Consider the following 16,642-nt stretch of genomic DNA (forward strand, 5'->3'; position numbering starts at 1 on the left):
TTTACACCTCCATTTTTGCATGATATTCTTTTAAAGCCTTTCCAAAGGCTATGCCAAACTCATAGCATTTAGCCAGATCCTCCTCTGAAGGTTTGTATAAAACTCTAATGCCTGGCTCAAAAACTTCAAGCTTCATTGCTTTTGCAGTCTCATACATATCTTTTACTGCTTCACCAGACCAGCCATAACTACCAAAGGCAGCAAAAAGCCTCTTTTTAGGTCTAAGTCCTTTAAGATAAGTTAAAAACTCTGCAACTGATGGGAAAACTCCGTTGTTAAGTGTTGGGGAGCCAACAATAAGTCCTCTTGTTTTCCATGCTTCCTTTACTGCAACTGACTTTGGAGTTGCTCTAAGTTTAATTATTTTTACAGGTATTCCCTCGTCTTCAAGCCCTCTTGCAATTGGCATTACCATCTGCTCAGTGCTGTGCCACATCGTATCATATACAATTACAGTACCTAATTTTGCTTTTGCATCAACCATTTCTGAATAAAGGCTCAATACCCTGTCTATGTGAGTGCGCCAGATTACTCCATGGTCTGGAGCTATCATATCAATTTCTATACCAAGCTTTTTAATTTCATCAATTTTTGATTTAATAACATTTCCGTATGGCATCAGAATATTTGCATAGTAATCTATGACTGCATCTTCAAGCTCTTCCATTGAACGGTTTTGGACAAGCTCATCATCAAATCTTTCAACTGTTGCTATGTGCTGACCGAATGCATCCTGGCTTATGAGAACTTTGTCTTCTTTTATGTAGGTAAACATTGAATCAGGCCAGTGCATCATTGGTGTTTCAATAAAATGAAGAGTTCTTTTGCCTATTTTAAGAGTATCTCCAGATTTTACAGTATTTACTTTGTATTTGGATAAATCAATAAATCTGCTTAATCCTTTTTTGCCCTTTTCTGTCATGTAGAGATTTACATCTGGTAATATTTCAAGAAGTTTTTCAAGACCTGTAGCGTGGTCATTTTCAATATGGTTTATTACAATGTGTTTGATTTTTCTTGGGTCAATAATTCTTGATATATTCTCAATTGATGTATGGACAAAGTCATGATGAACTGCATCAAGTAGTGTTGGTTCATCGTCAATTATGAGATAGTTGTTATAGCTTGTTCCGCGAGGGGTCTCATATCCGTGAAAATCCCTTATTGCCCAGTCAACAACTCCAACCCAATAAATCTGATTCTTTAGCTCAACCGGATTCATCTCTACTCCTCAAGAAGTGAACTAAATTTATCAAGATGAATCTCTTCTTCTTCAAGAATCTGCTCAAAGAGTTTTCTTGTTACATAGTCTTCTTCTTTTTCAGCCATTTTGATAATTTCTTTGTAAAGTGCAACAGCTTCTTCCTCTGCCTTTTTATCAATCTGAAGCATTTCAGTCAGGTTGTTGCCAATTGTAATCGGGTCTGGATGAGTTGTGGGAGTTCCACCATAAAAAGCAATTCTTTCTGCAATCTTTTCAGCGTGAATCATTTCATTAATTGCAAATTCTTTAAAAAGTTTACCCACCGCCTCTGCTTTAATTCCCTTTGCCAGAACATGCTGCCACATATACTGAATACTTACCTGCAGTTCTCTTGCAACTGCTTTCTGAAGCTTGCTCATAAGCTCATTGCTTATCATAAGTCACCTCCATTTTATGATTTTGTTTTATTAGTTTTTAAATTCTTCTAAAGTGCCTCTGCTTCCACAGGAGGGACATTTCTGAGGTTTATGTTTCGCTGTTCTAATTGAACCACATTGAGAACATTTATATTCTTTTAATCCAACTTTAATTTCCCTTTTCTCTTTGCATTTAGAACAAAGAACATATATTGTTAATTGAGAATCAAGAATTTCAAACTGGGGAAGATATTGAGATAAATCAGAAATTTCAATTTCCTTGTAAATATCGAAAACTTTTTTGCATTTTACACATATGGCATGATGATGAGCGGTGGTATCTGGATCAAATCTTCTTTTTTCAGGATCAATATAAATTTCTTTAACTCTGTTTGTTCTTTTCAAAAACTCTAAAACATTATAGACTGTAGCAACTGACATTGTTGGAAAATCTTTTGATAAAGAAGCATATATTTCCTCTGCTGATGGGTGTTGCTTATTACCCTCAAGATACTTTATTATAGCAAGCCTCTGTGGTGTCCATTTTATTTTTGGTTTCATTAAAATAATTCTAAACAAAAAATAATTTATTTGTCAAATTTTATGGATTTTATCCTGACAAAATTGAGTATAATATAAAAAATTTTGTGGAGGTGAAATATGAGTTTTGAAAAATTTAATGAAGCTGTAGAGATTAAAGATGGCAGAGTTACATTGAAAGATAAGGAATCGATCAGAATTTTAATGGATAAACTCATATTTGACGCAGTTTTTGAGGAAGTGGATGATGTAAGAAGAAAAAAATTTTTAATAATCAAAGAGATTGCAAAAGAGATGGGAGCAATACCAGCTTCAATTCAGGGATTATATGAAGAAATGGGAAGAGAATTTCCAGGATTTACAGTTCCTGCAATAAATATCAGAGGATTAACATATGATGTGGCAAGAGCAATCTTTAGAAAGGCATTAGAGAAAAATGTTGGTGCTTTGATATTTGAAATTGCCCGCTCTGAAATTGGCTATACAAAACAGAGACCTCTTGAATACTCAGCCTGTGTTTTAGCTGCTGCTGTAAGGGAAGGATTTACAGGACCTGTGTTCATCCAGGGAGATCACTTCCAGATAGTAAGGAGACATTTTGAAAAAGACAGGGAAGCCGAGGTTAACTATGTAAAAGGTTTAATAAAAGAAGCAATAGATGCAGAGTTTTACAATATAGATATTGATACTTCCACTCTCGTTGATCTGAGCAAGGACACAGTATATGAACAGCAAAGACCAAACTTTGAATATACTGCTCAACTTGCAGAATATGTACGCAGTATTGAACCTGAAGGTATCACTATCTCTATTGGTGGAGAAATTGGAGAAATTGGTGGTAAAAACTCAACTCCTGAAGAGGCAAGAGCTTATCTTGATGGTTTTAAAGATGTTTACAAGGGGAATAAGGGCTTAAGCAAACTAAGTGTTCAAACAGGAACAAAACATGGCGGTGTGGTGCTTCCAGATGGAAGTATCGCACAGGTTAAAATTGACTTTGAAACCTTGCGGGTTCTGTCTGAGCTTGTAAGAAAAGAATACGGATTAAGTGGATGCGTTCAGCATGGAGCAAGCACACTTCCAGAGGAAGCCTTTGATAAATTTCCTGAAACAGGAACATCAGAGATACATCTTGCAACAGGATTTCAGAATATAATCTATGATAGCAAATATCTTCCTGATGATTTTAGAAAGATGATATATGAGTTTCTTAAAAAACAATTTGCCTCTGAATGGAAGGAAGGACAGACAGAGGAACAGTTCATCTACAGCACACGTAAAAAAGGGTTTGGTCCTTTTAAAAAGGAGTGGTGGAATCTTCCAAAAGAGGTAAAAGACCCCATTATGAAAGAGCTTGAAGACAGATTTGAACTACTTTTTAATAAGTTAAAGGTATTCAACACAAAAGATATTGTTAACAGAACTGTAAAAGTTGTTAGAGTGCCTGTAAATATAGAGATTTAGGAGGCATTATGGAGACAGTAGGGATTATAGTTGGTGGAGGACCTGCTCCTGGAATAAATGGCACAATCAGTGCCGCAACCATTGAAGCTATAAATCAGGGTAAAAAAGTTGTCGGGATAAAGGGTGGATTTAAGCCCCTTTTTGATGAGGATCTTAACTGTGCCATGCCTCTTACTGTTGATGATGTTTCAAGAATTCATACAAAGGGTGGCTCAATTCTGAGGACATCCCGTGAACATGCAGAAAGAGTAAAGGAAAGATTTCCTGTTTTGATGAAAACATTGAAAGCTCTTAACATAAAGTATCTTATAACCATAGGCGGAGACGGGACTCTTTTTATGGCGAACTGGATAGAAAGAGAAGCGAGAGGAGAGATAAGTGTTGTCCATGTTCCAAAAACAATTGACAATGATATTCCTCTTCCAGGTGGTGCACCTACATTCGGATATGAAACAGCAAGACACTGGGGTGTAGAGATTGTTAAAAATATAATGGAAGATGCAAGAGTGACAGCAAGATGGTATTTTCTTACAATAATGGGAAGATACACAGGACATCTTGCCTTAGGTGTTGGAAAAGCTGCAGGTGCGACCCTTACAATAATTCCTGAAGAGTTTAAAGAAGAAAAGATTTCATTCAGAAAGGTAGCAGATATTCTTACAGGAGCAGTAATAAAGAGATTGAGCATGGGAAGGGATCATGGTGTTGCAATCCTTGCAGAAGGTTTATCGGAAAAATTTGATCCTGAAGAATTGAGTGAATACGAACAGCTCGAAAAGGATGAAACAGGCAGGGTAAGGCTCAGCGAAATTCAGCTTGGCAGAATAATGAAAAACTTTGTAAAAAAGTCTCTTGAAGAGATGGGAATCAAAATAACAATTGTGGACAAAAACATAGGATATGAACTTAGATCAGCAGACCCCATTCCCTATGACATTGAATATACAAGAAATCTTGGTTATGGTGCAGTTCGTTATCTATTAAGAGGTGGCACAGGTGCGATGATAACCTTTGAAGAGGGACATCTCCGACCAATTCCTTTTGTTGAGCTCATTGATTACAAAACAGGAAAGGTTAAAATTCGTAAGGTTGATGTAACCTCAGAAAACTATGAAGTTGGAAGAAAGTATATGATCAGACTTGAAAAGGAAGACTTTGAGGGAGAACGTCTAAAAGCTCTTGCCAGTGTAGTAAAAATGAGTGAAGATCAGTTTAAAGAAAGATTTTACTATGTCACTTCATAAAAAACAGATAAGGAACAAAAAAGAGTTTGTCCCAGTAGATTGGGAAAGAGCAGAAAAAATAAGAGAAGTTCTTCACTATCTCTATGAGATTAATAAACTTGTGCCAATTATCGTAGAAGGGAAAAAAGACAAAAAAGCTTTAAGAGATTTAGGATTTGATGGTGAGATAATTACACTTCATAGCGGAAAATCAATATACGAGTTTGCCGAGACAATAGCCAATAAATATGAAAAAATTATTTTACTCTTTGATTGGGATTCAAAAGGAGAAGAACTTTACTCAAAGGTAGGAGAAGAATTACAGGGAATGTGGGAAGAGTTTGCTTCTATTCGGGAACTATTAAAATTACTTTGTCAAAAAGAAATTGCAGAAGTAGAAGATATTCCCTCACTTTTCAAAAGGATTGCTGGATACAGTCTTGATGTAAGACAGTGGGAAGAATAGATACAGGTAAAGAAGGCGAAAAATTAGCAATTGATTATCTTTTAGCCAGAGGATACAAAATTCTTGAGAAAAATTTTCGCACTAACTTCGGTGAAATAGACATAATTGCAAAACACGGAAAATATATTGTTATCATAGAAGTTAAAAGAAGAATTTCAGAGAACTTTGGCAGTCCTGAGATTGCAGTAAATCAAAGAAAACAGGAAAAACTCAAAAAATTAGCCCTTTATTATCTCTGCAAACTTGGGAAAGACTATCCTGTAAGGTTTGATGTAATAGCCATCAAAGACAAACAGATTGTCCACATTGAAAATGCCTTTTATTGACTTTTTTACTTTGAATTTGCTATTTTGAAACATGCCTGTATTGAGTTTACCAAAATCAGTAAGAGAAAAGCTTGGAGAAGAAGCAACAGATGCTTTTGTCGAATTTTTAAAGGAATTCGAAAGAGAAATTAAAGATGACCTCGCCACAAAGAGAGACATTAAGGAAGTTGAGGTAAGAATAAAAGAATTGGAAGCAACAATAAGAGAGATTGAAGCAAGAATAAAAGAGGTTGAAGCAAGAATAAAAGAGGTTGAAGTAAGAATCAAAGAAGTCGAAGCAAATGTTGAGATAAAACTTGCTCAATTTAAGATGGATATAATTAAATGGGTAGCAGGATTTTTAATTGCTCAGACTGCTATTCTCGCCGGCATCTTTGCAGGGTTAATCAAGCTGTTTTTTTAAAAAATCAGCTTTACTCTTTTATTGCATAATAAAGTCTAATTGATACAAATCCAAAAATTAAAGGTGTAATCCAGGGTGATATAAAGGGAGGTAAGATTTTAGAGTATCCCATGAACATAAAAAATGAGTAAACAAGCCAGTATAGTATTGTTATAATAAGTCCTATTCCAATAGTTATTATTCCGCTACCACTTCCTCTGGCTTTAGAAAAAATAAAATTAAACTTTTCATAAGCCCCAAGAGGCAGGGAAATTCCAAGTACCATCATAAAAAATGTTACAAAGTTGTAAGAAAGCCTTCCGCTTATATCAGTATCAATTTTGGGATTGCTTAATCCTGCTCTTTTAAGCTCTTTTCTTTTTTGAATGAGTTCCATTACTCCAAATTCCTCAATTTTCTTAATATCTTTAAAAGTAGCTACAGAAATTTTTAAATTAATTGGATAGTTCATTAGTTGAAAGTTTTCAACTTTCCCTGATGAAAAGTCATAAATAACTCCATTTTTTAAAGTCCAATATTTTTCTCCTACTTCTGCTTCTTCAACATCAATTTTTTTAATCAAAAAATTCTCTTTTATTATGAATAGCTTTACATTCTTTGCTTTCTTTTGCTCTGATAAATATTGTCCGATTTTTATTATGGTTCCATCTTTAGCTCTAAGAAAAATTTCCTTTTTTACTGAATCTTTACCTTTCATGGTTATTTTCTCAATCATAGCATTTACTTTTTTTGTGAATTCTGGCTGAACAAACTCTCCGAAAAAAAATCCGAAAATAGATATAATAATACCTAAAACTAAAAAAGGCTTTAGAATGGCTCTGAGTCTTCCTCCACAAACAGAGAGAATTAAAAACTCTCTATTTCTTACGCCAACTGAAAAAATAAATAAAGAGGTGACAAGCGTGACAAAAGGTATGAGATAAAAAAAGTACCTTGGCATACTATATAAGCTGTATTCAATAAAGAAAGTTGCGGGAGGTTTATAAGGCATAAAATCATCTATCTTTTCAACAAGACCAACAATTGAAAGAAGAAGAGACATTGAAAAAAGTAGAATAAAAAAAACTTTTAAAAACTCCTTTAAATAGCTTTTACATACAATATTCATTTTCTACTCTGTCCCCAAATTTGTCTCAAGAATCTCATCTTTTTATTCTGAAATAGATAACAAAAGCTAAAATACTCATTACTAAAACCGGCATAAGTGAGCCTGTTTCTGCTGAAACCTTTCCAGCTTTTGCCATATTTGCTCCATAGATCATGAAAATATAATATACAGCGAATATAGCAAGCCCTACTGTAATCCCTCCAATTCTACCACTTTTCCCAACAATAACACATAATGAGGGAGCTAAAAAAACGCTTATAACACATAAAAGAGGTAAAGCAACTCTTTTATAAAGTTCCAGTTTATAATCAATTTTATTTGAGGCCTCATTATAAATTTTTGAAATAAGGTCAAATAAAGAAAGTTCACTAATTTTTTTTGCTATCGGATCTATATTGGGAGAGAGTTTGAATATATATTCTTTAAAATTTATCTCATTTAAAGATAAGCCTTTGTTAAAGTAGGCTTTACCATCAATCAAGTTCAAGATTATATTGTCTTTTTCTTTCTTTATCAATCCCTCCTTTGCAATTACTGTCTTTGTATCATTTTTTCTCTCATCAAATATTACCACTTCTTTTAAATGGAATTTATCAGTTTTCTCCTTTACAAATATTGTTACATCCTTGAAACCTTGATTAAAAACTCCTTCCTCCAGTCCGAGGGGTGCTCTTTGGGCAAGAATACTGAAAATTTTCTCTCTTACAAGGCTCACTCCCAATGGAGCAAGATAAAAACTCATCACAGTAGTAAGAAAAAATGCAATTATTCCGATGTAGATAGCGGGTCTAAATGTTTTTTTATAAGGCATTCCACTTGCCATTAGAATTGTCATTTCATTGTCTGCTTGAGTTCTTCCATAAGTAAGCAAAACACCAAGAAGTAAAGCCATTGGAATTGTAAAAATAAGTAATTGAGGCTGTAAAAGAATCAAAAGTATAAAAAGATTTGGCAGGTCTATACCAACAGATGCAAACATTTTGCTTATTTTAAAAAGCTTTTCAATAATTAAAACAGTATTTAAAAACACAATTGAAAGAACAATATTTTGAATAAGCTCACGGGTGAGAGCTTTATAAATAACTTTCATTAAAAAATGCCCTTTTTAAGAATATCATGAATATGAATTAAGCCCCTCAGTGTGCCATCACTGGCAGGAACAACGAGGCTTGTTATGGAATATTTTCGCATGGTTGAAAGAGCAACTGCTGCAAGCTCTTCTTCGTTTATGGTTTTTGGACTTTTAGTCATAATCTGAGAAGCCTTTAAATCAAAAAGTTCTTTTCCCCATTTTTGAACACCTCTACGGACATCGCCATCAGTAATAATTCCAAGAATTTTTTTATTTTCATCGATAACCACAACTACACCAAGCCTTTTTGAAGAAATTTCTAACACTGCATCAATCATACCCGTATCTGGATATACAACTGGAATTTCTTCGCCTGTATGCATCAGGTCTTTAACTTTTGTAAGCATTTTTCTACCAAGTGAACCTCCGGGATGAAACATAGCAAAATCCTCTTTTTTAAATCCATTCCGCATAATCAGCGCAACTGCTAAAGCATCACCCATAGCAAGTGTTGCAGTTGTTGATGCTGTTGGAATAAAACCAAAGGGGCAGGCTTCTTCTTTGACAGATACATCCAGGAAAACATCAGCCTGTTTTGCAAGTGTTGATTGAGGATTTCCTGAAAGTGCGATTATCTTTACATTGAAATATTTTAAAAAAGGTATGAGCCTCAATACCTCTTCAGTTTCACCGCTATTACTTATTGCAATAACCACATCCTCCTCTGTAACCATACCTAAATCACCGTGGCTTGCTTCAGCAGGATGCATGAAAAAAGAAGGAGTTCCTGTGGATGCAAGTGTTGCTGCTATCTTTCTTCCAATAAGCCCTGATTTTCCAATCCCTGTAACAACAACCCTTCCCTTTGAGTTATGAATTATTTCAACAGCCTTAACAAAGTCTTCATTAATTCTGTCTATCAGGGATTGAAGAGATTGAGCTTCAATTAAAAGGACTTTTTTAGCTACCTCAATGAGATTTTCCATAAGTTTTATTTTAAGTAAGTTATTTAACTAAATTCAAACTTTGAGAATCAAGAAAAGTTCATCACCTATAAGATTATCTATCACCTGATAATTATCTGTTAATGCCTTTGCAATTCTTTCAAGCTCTTCTTTGCTGAAGTAGGTTACACAAATATCTTTAAGTTTTGTTTTTTGATTAAGACATGTAAGAATAAGTCTTTCACGGGTATGCTGAAATAGGATTTTTAAACATCTCTGCATGAGCTCTTTTACATCCTGCACTGCAAGATTAAATACTCCAATTGCAATGGTGTAATCAAAAACCCTGTCTAAAGGTTCATTTTCAATATCCATAACATGAAACTCTGCTTCAGGATATTTTTTCTTTGCCAACTCTATCAAAGAAGGATTTATATCTATACCGGTATAATCGCATTTTATCCCTTTGCCCTTCAAAAAACCATAAAAATCACCTTTACCACAGCCAAAATCAAGCAAACTTTTGTCCTCAGGTTCCATAAGTTTAAGAACAGTTTCATATCTAAGCAACTGACCTCTGCGTGTCCATCCAACTGATTCAGGAGAGTCTTTAAAATGAATTAGCCTTTTAGTAAAAAAGTCAATTACATATTCCTTTGCAAGTTCATCCATTCTGTTATGTTATACTAAAAAATGAGAATTATTCCAGCAATTGACCTTAAAGATGGAAAATGCGTAAGACTCCGTCAGGGTAAATTTGATGAAGTAACAGTTTATTATGACAGACCCGAGGAAGCTGCATTACGCTGGCAGAATGAAGGTGCTGAGATTCTTCATGTTGTTGACCTTGATGGTGCAAAAGAAGGCAGAATCAGTAATCTTACTTCAATAAAAAAAATCAGAGAAGTTTTCACTGGCACAATAGAGGTTGGTGGCGGGATAAGAAAAATAGAAGATATTGAGTTGCTTTTAAGCACAGGAATTGACAGAGTCATTCTTGGAACAGTAGCAGTAGAGAATCCAGATTTCGTAAAAGATGTATGCAAGAGATTTCCCGGCAGAATCATAGCAGGTATTGATGCAAAGGATGGGCTTGTGGCAGTAAAAGGCTGGGTTGAACTTACAGAGATAAAGGCTACTGAGCTTGCCATGAAGATTCAGGATTACGGAGTCTGGGGAATTATCTATACAGATATATCAAGGGATGGTATGCTTACAGGTCCTAATATAGAGGCAACAAAAGCATTAGTTGAAGCTGTAAAAATCCCTGTAATTGCCTCAGGCGGAGTTTCATCAATTGATGATATAAAAAGGCTTGCAGAGATTCCGAATCTCTGGGGAGTTATCACAGGCAAGGCAATCTATTCAGGTGCAATAAATCTAAAAGAAGCAATTGAGATGATAAATGAGATTAAGTGAAGAAGTATTAAGCAAAATAAAAACTCTGGCAAATAAACATTTTGGAGAGAGTTGCGAAGTTCGTATTTTTGGCTCAAGGATTGATAATTCAAAAAGGGGCGGAGATATTGATATTTACATAAAAACTGATTCAAAGGAAAATCTTATAGAACTTAAAGCAAAGTTTCTCGCTGAATTAAAGATGACTATCGGAGACCAAAAAATAGACCTGCTCGTTGAAAGCAAAGACAAACCTGAAGAGAATCCAGTATATGAAGTTGCAAGAACAACTGGAATAAAGATATGACCACACAGAGACTTTCCTCATACATCTCAATATGTGATAAACATGCTGAGAGATTAAACTCTTCTTTGAGAAATTTAGAGAAATTCATCCCATTTACGGTCTCTAAATATGAAAGCCTTACAGAACAGGAGATTTCCTTTATAGACCAGATGTCATATCGTTTTGGCAAACTTCAGGATACAATGGGAAGGCTATTAAGAGTAATATTAAACATTCTTGAAGAGGACATTTATCAACTGCCTTTCATAGATGTTTTAAACAGGGCAGAAAAACTTGGCATAATAGAAAATGCTCAGGAATGGATAACTTTAAGGGAATTGAGAAATATATTAACCCATGAATACAGTGAAAAAGTTGAAGATATAGTTGAAGGGATAAATAAGCTCTATAAGATCTCTTACAGGCTTCTTGAGATATATAATGGAGTTTTAAAATATATTGAAAGGAAAAAAATACTGGAGTGAGCTATGCTTGCTAAAAGAATTATACCCTGTCTTGATGTTAAGGATGGAAGAGTTGTAAAGGGTGTGAATTTTCTCAATCTCAGAGATGCCGGAGACCCTGTTGAAAATGCTCTTTACTATGATGAGGAAGAGGCTGATGAGCTTGTATTTCTTGATGTAACAGCATCCCATGAAAAGAGAAAGATAATCATTGATGTAGTTGAAAGAACCGCATCAGTTGTTTTCATGCCCCTTACTGTTGGTGGCGGCATAAAAAGTCTTGATGATATAAGAGATCTTTTAAATGCAGGTGCAGACAAGGTTTCCATAAATACTACAGCTGTCAAAGACCCCTACTTTATTCAGAAAGCATCAACACGCTTTGGCTCACAGTGTATAGTTATTGCCATAGATGCAAAGAGAGTTGACAAAAACTTCAATCCCAAAGCCTATCCTCCTGAGTCATGGTTTAGTGACTCTGAACTTCAGGATGTGCTTTATAGAGAAGACTCACGATTTGTTCTATCCACACATGGTGGAAGACTGATGCGTCCAATTGATGCAATAGCCTGGGCAAAGAAAATGGAGGAATTCGGAGCAGGAGAGATTCTTCTTACAAGCATGGACAGAGACGGAACAAAGGAAGGCTATGACATAGAACTTACGAGAGCGATTTCTGAGGCTGTTACAATACCGGTTATTGCCTCAGGTGGTGCAGGTACACTTGAGCATCTTTATGAAGCCTTTGCCTTTGGAAAGGCAGATGCAGCTCTTGCTGCATCAATATTTCATTTCAGGGAATACTCAATAAAAGAGGCGAAAGAATATTTAAGACAGAAGGGAATTCAGGTAAGAATAACTTAGTTTATAATAACTTTCATGAATTTTTAATTTCATCCCAGAGGTTGTCCATTTCTTTCAGAGTCATATCTTTAAGGGTTTTGCCTTTGTTTTTGGCAAGGTTTTCAAGCTTTCTAAATCTCTTTTCAAATTTTCTGTTTGTTTTTCTCAAAGCTGTCTCAGGATCAATCTTAAGAAAACGGGCAAGATTTACAATGCTGAAAAGTAAGTCCCCGATTTCCTCCTCAATTTTATCTTTTTCTCCAGAGTTTATAGCCTCTTCAACTTCACCAAGTTCTTCTTTTATTTTATCAATAACTCCACCTATGTTATCCCAATCAAAACCTACCTTTGCAACCCTTGATTGAATTTTGTATGCTTTGAGTAAAGCAGGTAAAGCTTTTGGAACTCCATCAAGAATTGATTCATGAAGTTTTCCTTCTTCTCTTTTTCTGTCATCCCACTGGTTTAAAACTTCTTCAGGTGTTTTAAACTCAGCTTCTCCAAATACATGGGGATGCCTTCCGATCATTTTTTGAATAATTGTCTGTATTACATCCTCTACATCAAAATTGCACTCTTCCTTTGCTATCTGACTGTGAAAAACAATCTGTAAAAGCAAATCTCCGAGCTCTTCTTTGATTGACTCAGGTTCCTTATTTTCAATTGCTTCAATGAGTTCATATGTTTCCTCAAGAAGATATCTTTTTAGAGTATCATGAGTTTGTACTCTGTCCCAGGGACAGCCCTTTTCAGAGCGAAGTATTTCCATTATCTTTACAAGTTCATCAAATTTTTTGCTCAATTGTTTCCTCCAGAATCCATTCAAAGTTTAACCAGATTGCCTCCCCTTTAGGAAGACTGAAGACATTCCTGCCTTTTTCACTGAGTTTCAAAAAATCTCTATCAAAGAAAACATAATAGATGGTGTCAAAATTTTTTAGAAGTTCCTGTTCTTCAGAGTCTTCAAACTCTCTAAAAGCCATGTTTATAACAAGAACTCTCTTTTTTGGAGATATATTAAGCTCTTTAATCAGTTCATTTATTCTCAAAGCAGCCTGGATGCTACTTTTAGCACTAGTAGATACAACAAATAAAAGGTCAATTTTATTTACAATTCCTCTGCTTATATGCTCCATGCCAGCTTCATTGTCAACAACTATGTATCTGTATTGTTCTGCAATTTCCTGAAGAATTCTCTTTAAAACATTGTTGACAGCACAGTAACATCCACTTCCCTCAGGTCTTCCCATAACAAGAAGGTCAAATCCTTCTGATTCTTCTACAATCCTGTTTATCTGAATTTCAAGCCATTCATCAAGACTTATTCCATCTGGCTTATTTTGTAAGGCACTGTCCCTTACTGATGCTACTGTTTGCTTGACATTCACTCCTAAAAGTTCTGGAAGACAGTAGTTTGGGTCTGCATCAACCACCAATACAGGACCAAGCTTTCTTTCGGTGAGAAATTTTACTGTTAAAGAAGCAAGAGTGCTTTTTCCTGTTCCGCCTTTTCCTGCAAAAACTATAAAATAACTCATAGTTTTCTCACAATTTTTAATAAATCGCTGAATTTATCAATAACAAAGTCAGCATCTTTAAGAAGTTCTTTCCCTCTGTATCCGTATGTAACTGCAACTGTTTTAACTCCTGCTGATCGTCCTGCCATAATGTCAAGTTCACTGTCTCCAACAATTATTGTTTTATCCTGAGTTGTATTGAATTTCTTAATTGTCTCTATTATTGGCACGGAAGATGGTTTTCTTTCAGAAAAAAAGTCACTTCCAGCAACAAAGTCAATATAGTTTAAAAGTCCAAGATTTTCAAGTGTTTTAACGCTCAATTCAGTAAGTTTGTTTGAAACCACAGCCTTTTTAAATCCCTTTAACTGTTCAAGAGTTTCTTTTACTTCAGGATAAGCTTTTGAGAAATCAGTCATGTGTTCTCTATAGTAATTGACAAAACAATCAATTAACTCATTAGATGGTAGGTTGACACCTCTGGCTTTTAGAGCTTTTTCTATAAGGCGATTAACGCCTTCTCCAACCATTCTTTTTACTTCCTCTGTTGAAAATCCTGAAATTCCTATTTTTTCTAAACAGTAATTCAATGCCTGTTTTATGTCCTCACAGGAATCAACCAATGTGCCATCTAAGTCAAAGATAATAAGTTCAACCATTGCAATTTTTTAGTATAACATGACTTCACTTATTACTTAAATAATGCTATAATTTAAACATGGCTCGTATTGATGCCTTTTTTAAACTTATGCTTGAAAACAAGGCAAGTGACCTTCATCTTGTTGCCGGAAGTCAGCCTGTTTTAAGAATTCATGGAGAGCTTGTAAGAGTTCAGTATAAGGTTCTTGACAATCAGGAACTGAGAGCACTTCTCTATGAAATCACGCCGGAAGAAAAAATCAAAGTATTTGAAGAAACAGGAGATCTTGATTTTGCCCATGAAATACCCGGTGTTGCCCGTTTCCGTGTTAACTATTTCATGCATAAGGAAGGAATTGGTGCTGCATTCAGACATATTCCCAGTGAGATAAAAACAATTGATCAGCTTGGACTGCCTCAGGTTCTAAAAAAATTTGCAATGCTTAAAAAAGGAATTGTTCTTGTTACAGGTCCTACAGGTTCAGGTAAATCGACAACTCTTGCTGCAATTATTGACTATGCAAATACTAACAGAAAAGAAAGAATAATAACAATTGAAGACCCTATTGAGTTTGTTCATCCAAATAAAGGATGTGTTATTTCTTACAGGGAAGTGGGAACTCATACAGAATCCTTTGCAAAGGCACTTAGAGCAGCTTTAAGAGAAGACCCTGATATAATTCTTGTTGGTGAAATGCGTGATATTGAGACAATTCAGCTTGCACTTGAAGCTGCTGCAACAGGACATTTAGTTTTCAGCACACTTCATACATCATCAGCCATTAAAACAGTTGATAGAATTATTGATGTTTTCCCACCTGAACAGCAGGCACAGGTTAGAACCTCACTAAGTGAGTCTTTACAGGCAGTGGTTGCACAGACACTTTTAAGAAGAGCTGATGGCAAGGGAAGAGTCGCAGCATGCGAGATTTTAATCAATACCTATGCTGTTGCAAATCTCATAAGAGAAGGTAAAACACATCAGATACTCTCAATTATGCAGACAAGTAAAAAAATCGGTATGCAAACTATGGATGATGCCTTGTTACAACTTCTTCAGGAAGGCAAAATCACACCTGAGGATGCCTATGAAAGAGCAACAGATAAACAGAAGTTTGTCAGATTTCTTAAGGAAGCCCCCTGGGAAGGCGTTGTATGAGAAAACAAGAACTTGACTACATACTTGACAGAATCTGTGAAACCTATCCTGAACTTTCAGATATTATATTTACAGTTGGAAAACCCTTTCAGGTGATTCAATGGGGTGAGTTAAAACCTGTGCATTTTAAAAATGTTCCTATTGAGTCTTTAACGCCTTTTCACACAGAAAAGATAGCTCTTGCATTAATTAATAATCAGAAAAGGCTCATTGAGAATCTAATAAAAGATGGTTACTGCGATACAAGTTATTCTACGCAAAAAGCAAGATTCAGAGTGAATATTTTCTCTCAAAGAGGAGCCTATTCAGCTGTTTTAAGAAAGCTTCCAACCAAGATACCATCAGTTGAGGAACTTTCGTTACCTCCGATAGTTAAAGAAATAGCCAATGAAAGAATGGGGCTTGTTTTAATTACAGGAGCAACAGGCTCAGGTAAATCGACAACTCTTGCAGCAATTCTGGATATTATTAATGAAACAAGAGCATGTCATATTATAACTCTTGAAGATCCTGTAGAGTTTATTCATCAGCACAAAAAATCTACATTCAATCAAAGGGAGCTTGGTATAGATTTCCATAATTTTGCCGATGGTCTTAGAGCAGCACTAAGGCAGGCACCGCACGTAATACTTGTGGGAGAAATAAGAGATAGAGAAACCCTTGAAATAGCAATGCAGGCTGCAGAGACAGGACATCTCGTTCTTGGCACGCTTCATACAACTGATGCAGGACAAACAATTGGAAGAATGATTGGAATGTTTCCACCACAGGATGAAAATTACATAAGACTTAGAGTTTCTGATACCCTCAAATGGGTTGTTAGCCAGAGACTTTTACCGAAAATTGGCGGAGGAAGAATAGTAGCAACAGAAATTATGAGAAAAAACCTCAGAATAAGAGATTTAATTATAAATGGAGAGACTGCTGAGAAAACTTTTTATGATGTAATTGCAACAAGTGGAGCTGTTGGCATGCATACATTTGATCAGTCTATACTTGAGCTTTATAAAAAGGGAATAATTACAGAGGAAACAGCAGTAGCCTATGCATCAAGAAGATCTTATGTGATTATGGAAATTGATAAAATGAAATCAGCTCGTGGAGAAAAAACAACTGATATAGAGGGATTAAAACTTGATATTGATTATGGTAAAAAAATAAGAGGATGAC

General features: G+C 35.3%; 21 protein-coding genes. 11 read left to right on the forward strand and 10 right to left on the reverse strand.

All coding sequences use genetic code 11. The features are described from left to right. Window position 1 precedes the first annotated feature (1 nt). Genes TAGGR_RS01865 through TAGGR_RS01875 form a run of 3 tightly spaced genes read right to left on the reverse strand, consistent with a single transcriptional unit; the run spans window position 2 to window position 2,181 of the window. Window positions 2-1,222 carry an FprA family A-type flavoprotein gene (locus TAGGR_RS01865; RefSeq protein ID WP_059175666.1) on the reverse strand — a complete coding sequence of 407 codons (1,221 nt, stop codon included), beginning with the start codon at window positions 1,220-1,222 and terminating at the stop codon, window positions 2-4. A gap of 2 nt (window positions 1,223-1,224) precedes the next feature. After that, entirely contained in the window at window positions 1,225-1,641 is a 417-nt protein-coding gene (locus TAGGR_RS01870; RefSeq protein ID WP_059175667.1) for a ferritin-like domain-containing protein, read from the reverse strand. Between the two features lie 30 nt (window positions 1,642-1,671). Further along, window positions 1,672-2,181 carry a transcriptional repressor gene (locus tag TAGGR_RS01875; RefSeq protein WP_059175668.1) on the reverse strand — a complete coding sequence of 170 codons (510 nt, stop codon included), beginning with the start codon at window positions 2,179-2,181 and terminating at the stop codon, window positions 1,672-1,674. Window positions 2,182-2,280: 99 nt separating this feature from the next. Here TAGGR_RS01875 and TAGGR_RS01880 point away from each other — a divergent pair, with 99 nt between their 5' ends. From TAGGR_RS01880 to TAGGR_RS01900, 5 genes are read left to right on the forward strand one after another with little or no spacing between them, the layout of a single operon-like run. Continuing rightward, window positions 2,281-3,624: a class II fructose-bisphosphate aldolase gene (locus tag TAGGR_RS01880; protein WP_059175669.1), complete on the forward strand. Its 1,344-nt coding sequence runs from the start codon at window positions 2,281-2,283 to the stop codon at window positions 3,622-3,624. A gap of 8 nt (window positions 3,625-3,632) precedes the next feature. Further along, window positions 3,633-4,868 (forward strand): diphosphate--fructose-6-phosphate 1-phosphotransferase, encoded by a 1,236-nt coding sequence (gene pfp, locus TAGGR_RS01885; protein ID WP_153000414.1) that lies wholly within the window; start codon window positions 3,633-3,635, stop codon window positions 4,866-4,868. Continuing rightward, window positions 4,855-5,313: a toprim domain-containing protein gene (locus TAGGR_RS01890; RefSeq protein WP_059175671.1), complete on the forward strand. Its 459-nt coding sequence runs from the start codon at window positions 4,855-4,857 to the stop codon at window positions 5,311-5,313. Before pfp ends, TAGGR_RS01890 begins: the two co-directional genes overlap by 14 nt. After that, window positions 5,301-5,639, forward strand: a complete 339-nt coding sequence (locus TAGGR_RS01895) for a YraN family protein (protein ID WP_059175672.1) — start codon at window positions 5,301-5,303, stop codon at window positions 5,637-5,639. Before TAGGR_RS01890 ends, TAGGR_RS01895 begins: the two co-directional genes overlap by 13 nt. 40 nt (window positions 5,640-5,679) lie before the next feature. After that, entirely contained in the window at window positions 5,680-6,042 is a 363-nt protein-coding gene (locus TAGGR_RS01900; protein WP_153000415.1) for an LA_3696 family protein, read from the forward strand. Between the two features lie 10 nt (window positions 6,043-6,052). Here the strand turns inward: TAGGR_RS01900 and TAGGR_RS01905 are convergent, their stop codons facing one another. From TAGGR_RS01905 to TAGGR_RS01920, 4 genes are read right to left on the reverse strand one after another with little or no spacing between them, the layout of a single operon-like run. Then, window positions 6,053-7,150, reverse strand: coding sequence for an LptF/LptG family permease (locus TAGGR_RS01905; RefSeq protein ID WP_059175674.1), 1,098 nt, complete (start codon window positions 7,148-7,150; stop codon window positions 6,053-6,055). Window positions 7,151-7,184: 34 nt separating this feature from the next. After that, entirely contained in the window at window positions 7,185-8,240 is a 1,056-nt protein-coding gene (locus TAGGR_RS01910; RefSeq protein ID WP_059175675.1) for an LptF/LptG family permease, read from the reverse strand. Next, a complete protein-coding gene (locus TAGGR_RS01915) occupies window positions 8,240-9,208 on the reverse strand; it encodes a KpsF/GutQ family sugar-phosphate isomerase (protein WP_059175676.1) in 969 nt (322 codons plus the stop codon). The genes TAGGR_RS01910 and TAGGR_RS01915 overlap by 1 nt, the downstream gene beginning before the upstream one ends. Window positions 9,209-9,241: 33 nt before the next feature. After that, window positions 9,242-9,838 (reverse strand): class I SAM-dependent methyltransferase, encoded by a 597-nt coding sequence (locus TAGGR_RS01920; protein ID WP_059175677.1) that lies wholly within the window; start codon window positions 9,836-9,838, stop codon window positions 9,242-9,244. Window positions 9,839-9,859: 21 nt separating this feature from the next. On the opposite strand from TAGGR_RS01920, the gene hisA reads away from it, so the two are divergent. Genes hisA through hisF form a run of 4 tightly spaced genes read left to right on the forward strand, consistent with a single transcriptional unit; the run spans window position 9,860 to window position 12,178 of the window. Continuing rightward, window positions 9,860-10,585 (forward strand): 1-(5-phosphoribosyl)-5-[(5-phosphoribosylamino)methylideneamino]imidazole-4-carboxamide isomerase, encoded by a 726-nt coding sequence (hisA, locus tag TAGGR_RS01925; protein WP_059175678.1) that lies wholly within the window; start codon window positions 9,860-9,862, stop codon window positions 10,583-10,585. Continuing rightward, window positions 10,572-10,871 carry a nucleotidyltransferase family protein gene (locus tag TAGGR_RS01930; RefSeq protein ID WP_059175679.1) on the forward strand — a complete coding sequence of 100 codons (300 nt, stop codon included), beginning with the start codon at window positions 10,572-10,574 and terminating at the stop codon, window positions 10,869-10,871. The genes hisA and TAGGR_RS01930 overlap by 14 nt, the downstream gene beginning before the upstream one ends. Then, entirely contained in the window at window positions 10,868-11,335 is a 468-nt protein-coding gene (locus TAGGR_RS01935) for a hypothetical protein (protein WP_059175680.1), read from the forward strand. Before TAGGR_RS01930 ends, TAGGR_RS01935 begins: the two co-directional genes overlap by 4 nt. Window positions 11,336-11,338: 3 nt before the next feature. Further along, on the forward strand, window positions 11,339-12,178 hold the full coding sequence (hisF, locus tag TAGGR_RS01940; RefSeq protein WP_059175681.1) for an imidazole glycerol phosphate synthase subunit HisF: 840 nt from the start codon (window positions 11,339-11,341) through the stop codon (window positions 12,176-12,178). 13 nt (window positions 12,179-12,191) lie between these two features. On the opposite strand, the gene mazG is transcribed toward hisF, so the two are convergent. Genes mazG through TAGGR_RS01955 form a run of 3 tightly spaced genes read right to left on the reverse strand, consistent with a single transcriptional unit; the run spans window position 12,192 to window position 14,333 of the window. Beyond that, window positions 12,192-12,959, reverse strand: a complete 768-nt coding sequence (mazG, locus tag TAGGR_RS01945; RefSeq protein ID WP_082673521.1) for a nucleoside triphosphate pyrophosphohydrolase — start codon at window positions 12,957-12,959, stop codon at window positions 12,192-12,194. Next, window positions 12,943-13,695 (reverse strand): nucleotide-binding protein, encoded by a 753-nt coding sequence (locus TAGGR_RS01950; protein WP_059175682.1) that lies wholly within the window; start codon window positions 13,693-13,695, stop codon window positions 12,943-12,945. The genes mazG and TAGGR_RS01950 overlap by 17 nt, the downstream gene beginning before the upstream one ends. Next, window positions 13,692-14,333 (reverse strand): HAD-IA family hydrolase, encoded by a 642-nt coding sequence (locus TAGGR_RS01955; protein WP_059175683.1) that lies wholly within the window; start codon window positions 14,331-14,333, stop codon window positions 13,692-13,694. Before TAGGR_RS01955 ends, TAGGR_RS01950 begins: the two co-directional genes overlap by 4 nt. 59 nt (window positions 14,334-14,392) lie before the next feature. Here TAGGR_RS01955 and TAGGR_RS01960 point away from each other — a divergent pair, with 59 nt between their 5' ends. Then, window positions 14,393-15,472, forward strand: a complete 1,080-nt coding sequence (locus tag TAGGR_RS01960) for a type IV pilus twitching motility protein PilT (RefSeq protein WP_059175684.1) — start codon at window positions 14,393-14,395, stop codon at window positions 15,470-15,472. After that, on the forward strand, window positions 15,469-16,641 hold the full coding sequence (locus TAGGR_RS01965; protein WP_059175685.1) for a type IV pilus twitching motility protein PilT: 1,173 nt from the start codon (window positions 15,469-15,471) through the stop codon (window positions 16,639-16,641). The genes TAGGR_RS01960 and TAGGR_RS01965 overlap by 4 nt, the downstream gene beginning before the upstream one ends. The last annotated feature ends 1 nt before the right edge of the window (window position 16,642 follow it).

The sequence above is a fragment of the Thermodesulfovibrio aggregans genome (genome assembly GCF_001514535.1).
Lineage (GTDB): Bacteria > Nitrospirota > Thermodesulfovibrionia > Thermodesulfovibrionales > Thermodesulfovibrionaceae > Thermodesulfovibrio > Thermodesulfovibrio aggregans.

Coding starts and splice junctions, on each gene's coding strand:
- TAGGR_RS01865 (WP_059175666.1), bottom strand. CDS start 1,222: ATGAATCCGGTTGAGCTAAAGAATCAGATTTATTGGGTTGGAGTTGTT.
- TAGGR_RS01870 (WP_059175667.1), bottom strand. CDS start 1,641: ATGATAAGCAATGAGCTTATGAGCAAGCTTCAGAAAGCAGTTGCAAGA.
- TAGGR_RS01875 (WP_059175668.1), bottom strand. CDS start 2,181: ATGAAACCAAAAATAAAATGGACACCACAGAGGCTTGCTATAATAAAG.
- TAGGR_RS01880 (WP_059175669.1), top strand. CDS start 2,281: ATGAGTTTTGAAAAATTTAATGAAGCTGTAGAGATTAAAGATGGCAGA.
- pfp (WP_153000414.1), top strand. CDS start 3,633: ATGGAGACAGTAGGGATTATAGTTGGTGGAGGACCTGCTCCTGGAATA.
- TAGGR_RS01890 (WP_059175671.1), top strand. CDS start 4,855: ATGTCACTTCATAAAAAACAGATAAGGAACAAAAAAGAGTTTGTCCCA.
- TAGGR_RS01905 (WP_059175674.1), bottom strand. CDS start 7,150: ATGAATATTGTATGTAAAAGCTATTTAAAGGAGTTTTTAAAAGTTTTT.
- TAGGR_RS01910 (WP_059175675.1), bottom strand. CDS start 8,240: ATGAAAGTTATTTATAAAGCTCTCACCCGTGAGCTTATTCAAAATATT.
- TAGGR_RS01915 (WP_059175676.1), bottom strand. CDS start 9,208: ATGGAAAATCTCATTGAGGTAGCTAAAAAAGTCCTTTTAATTGAAGCT.
- TAGGR_RS01920 (WP_059175677.1), bottom strand. CDS start 9,838: ATGGATGAACTTGCAAAGGAATATGTAATTGACTTTTTTACTAAAAGG.
- hisA (WP_059175678.1), top strand. CDS start 9,860: ATGAGAATTATTCCAGCAATTGACCTTAAAGATGGAAAATGCGTAAGA.
- TAGGR_RS01930 (WP_059175679.1), top strand. CDS start 10,572: ATGAGATTAAGTGAAGAAGTATTAAGCAAAATAAAAACTCTGGCAAAT.
- TAGGR_RS01935 (WP_059175680.1), top strand. CDS start 10,868: ATGACCACACAGAGACTTTCCTCATACATCTCAATATGTGATAAACAT.
- hisF (WP_059175681.1), top strand. CDS start 11,339: ATGCTTGCTAAAAGAATTATACCCTGTCTTGATGTTAAGGATGGAAGA.
- TAGGR_RS01950 (WP_059175682.1), bottom strand. CDS start 13,695: ATGAGTTATTTTATAGTTTTTGCAGGAAAAGGCGGAACAGGAAAAAGC.
- TAGGR_RS01955 (WP_059175683.1), bottom strand. CDS start 14,333: ATGGTTGAACTTATTATCTTTGACTTAGATGGCACATTGGTTGATTCC.
- TAGGR_RS01960 (WP_059175684.1), top strand. CDS start 14,393: ATGGCTCGTATTGATGCCTTTTTTAAACTTATGCTTGAAAACAAGGCA.
- TAGGR_RS01965 (WP_059175685.1), top strand. CDS start 15,469: ATGAGAAAACAAGAACTTGACTACATACTTGACAGAATCTGTGAAACC.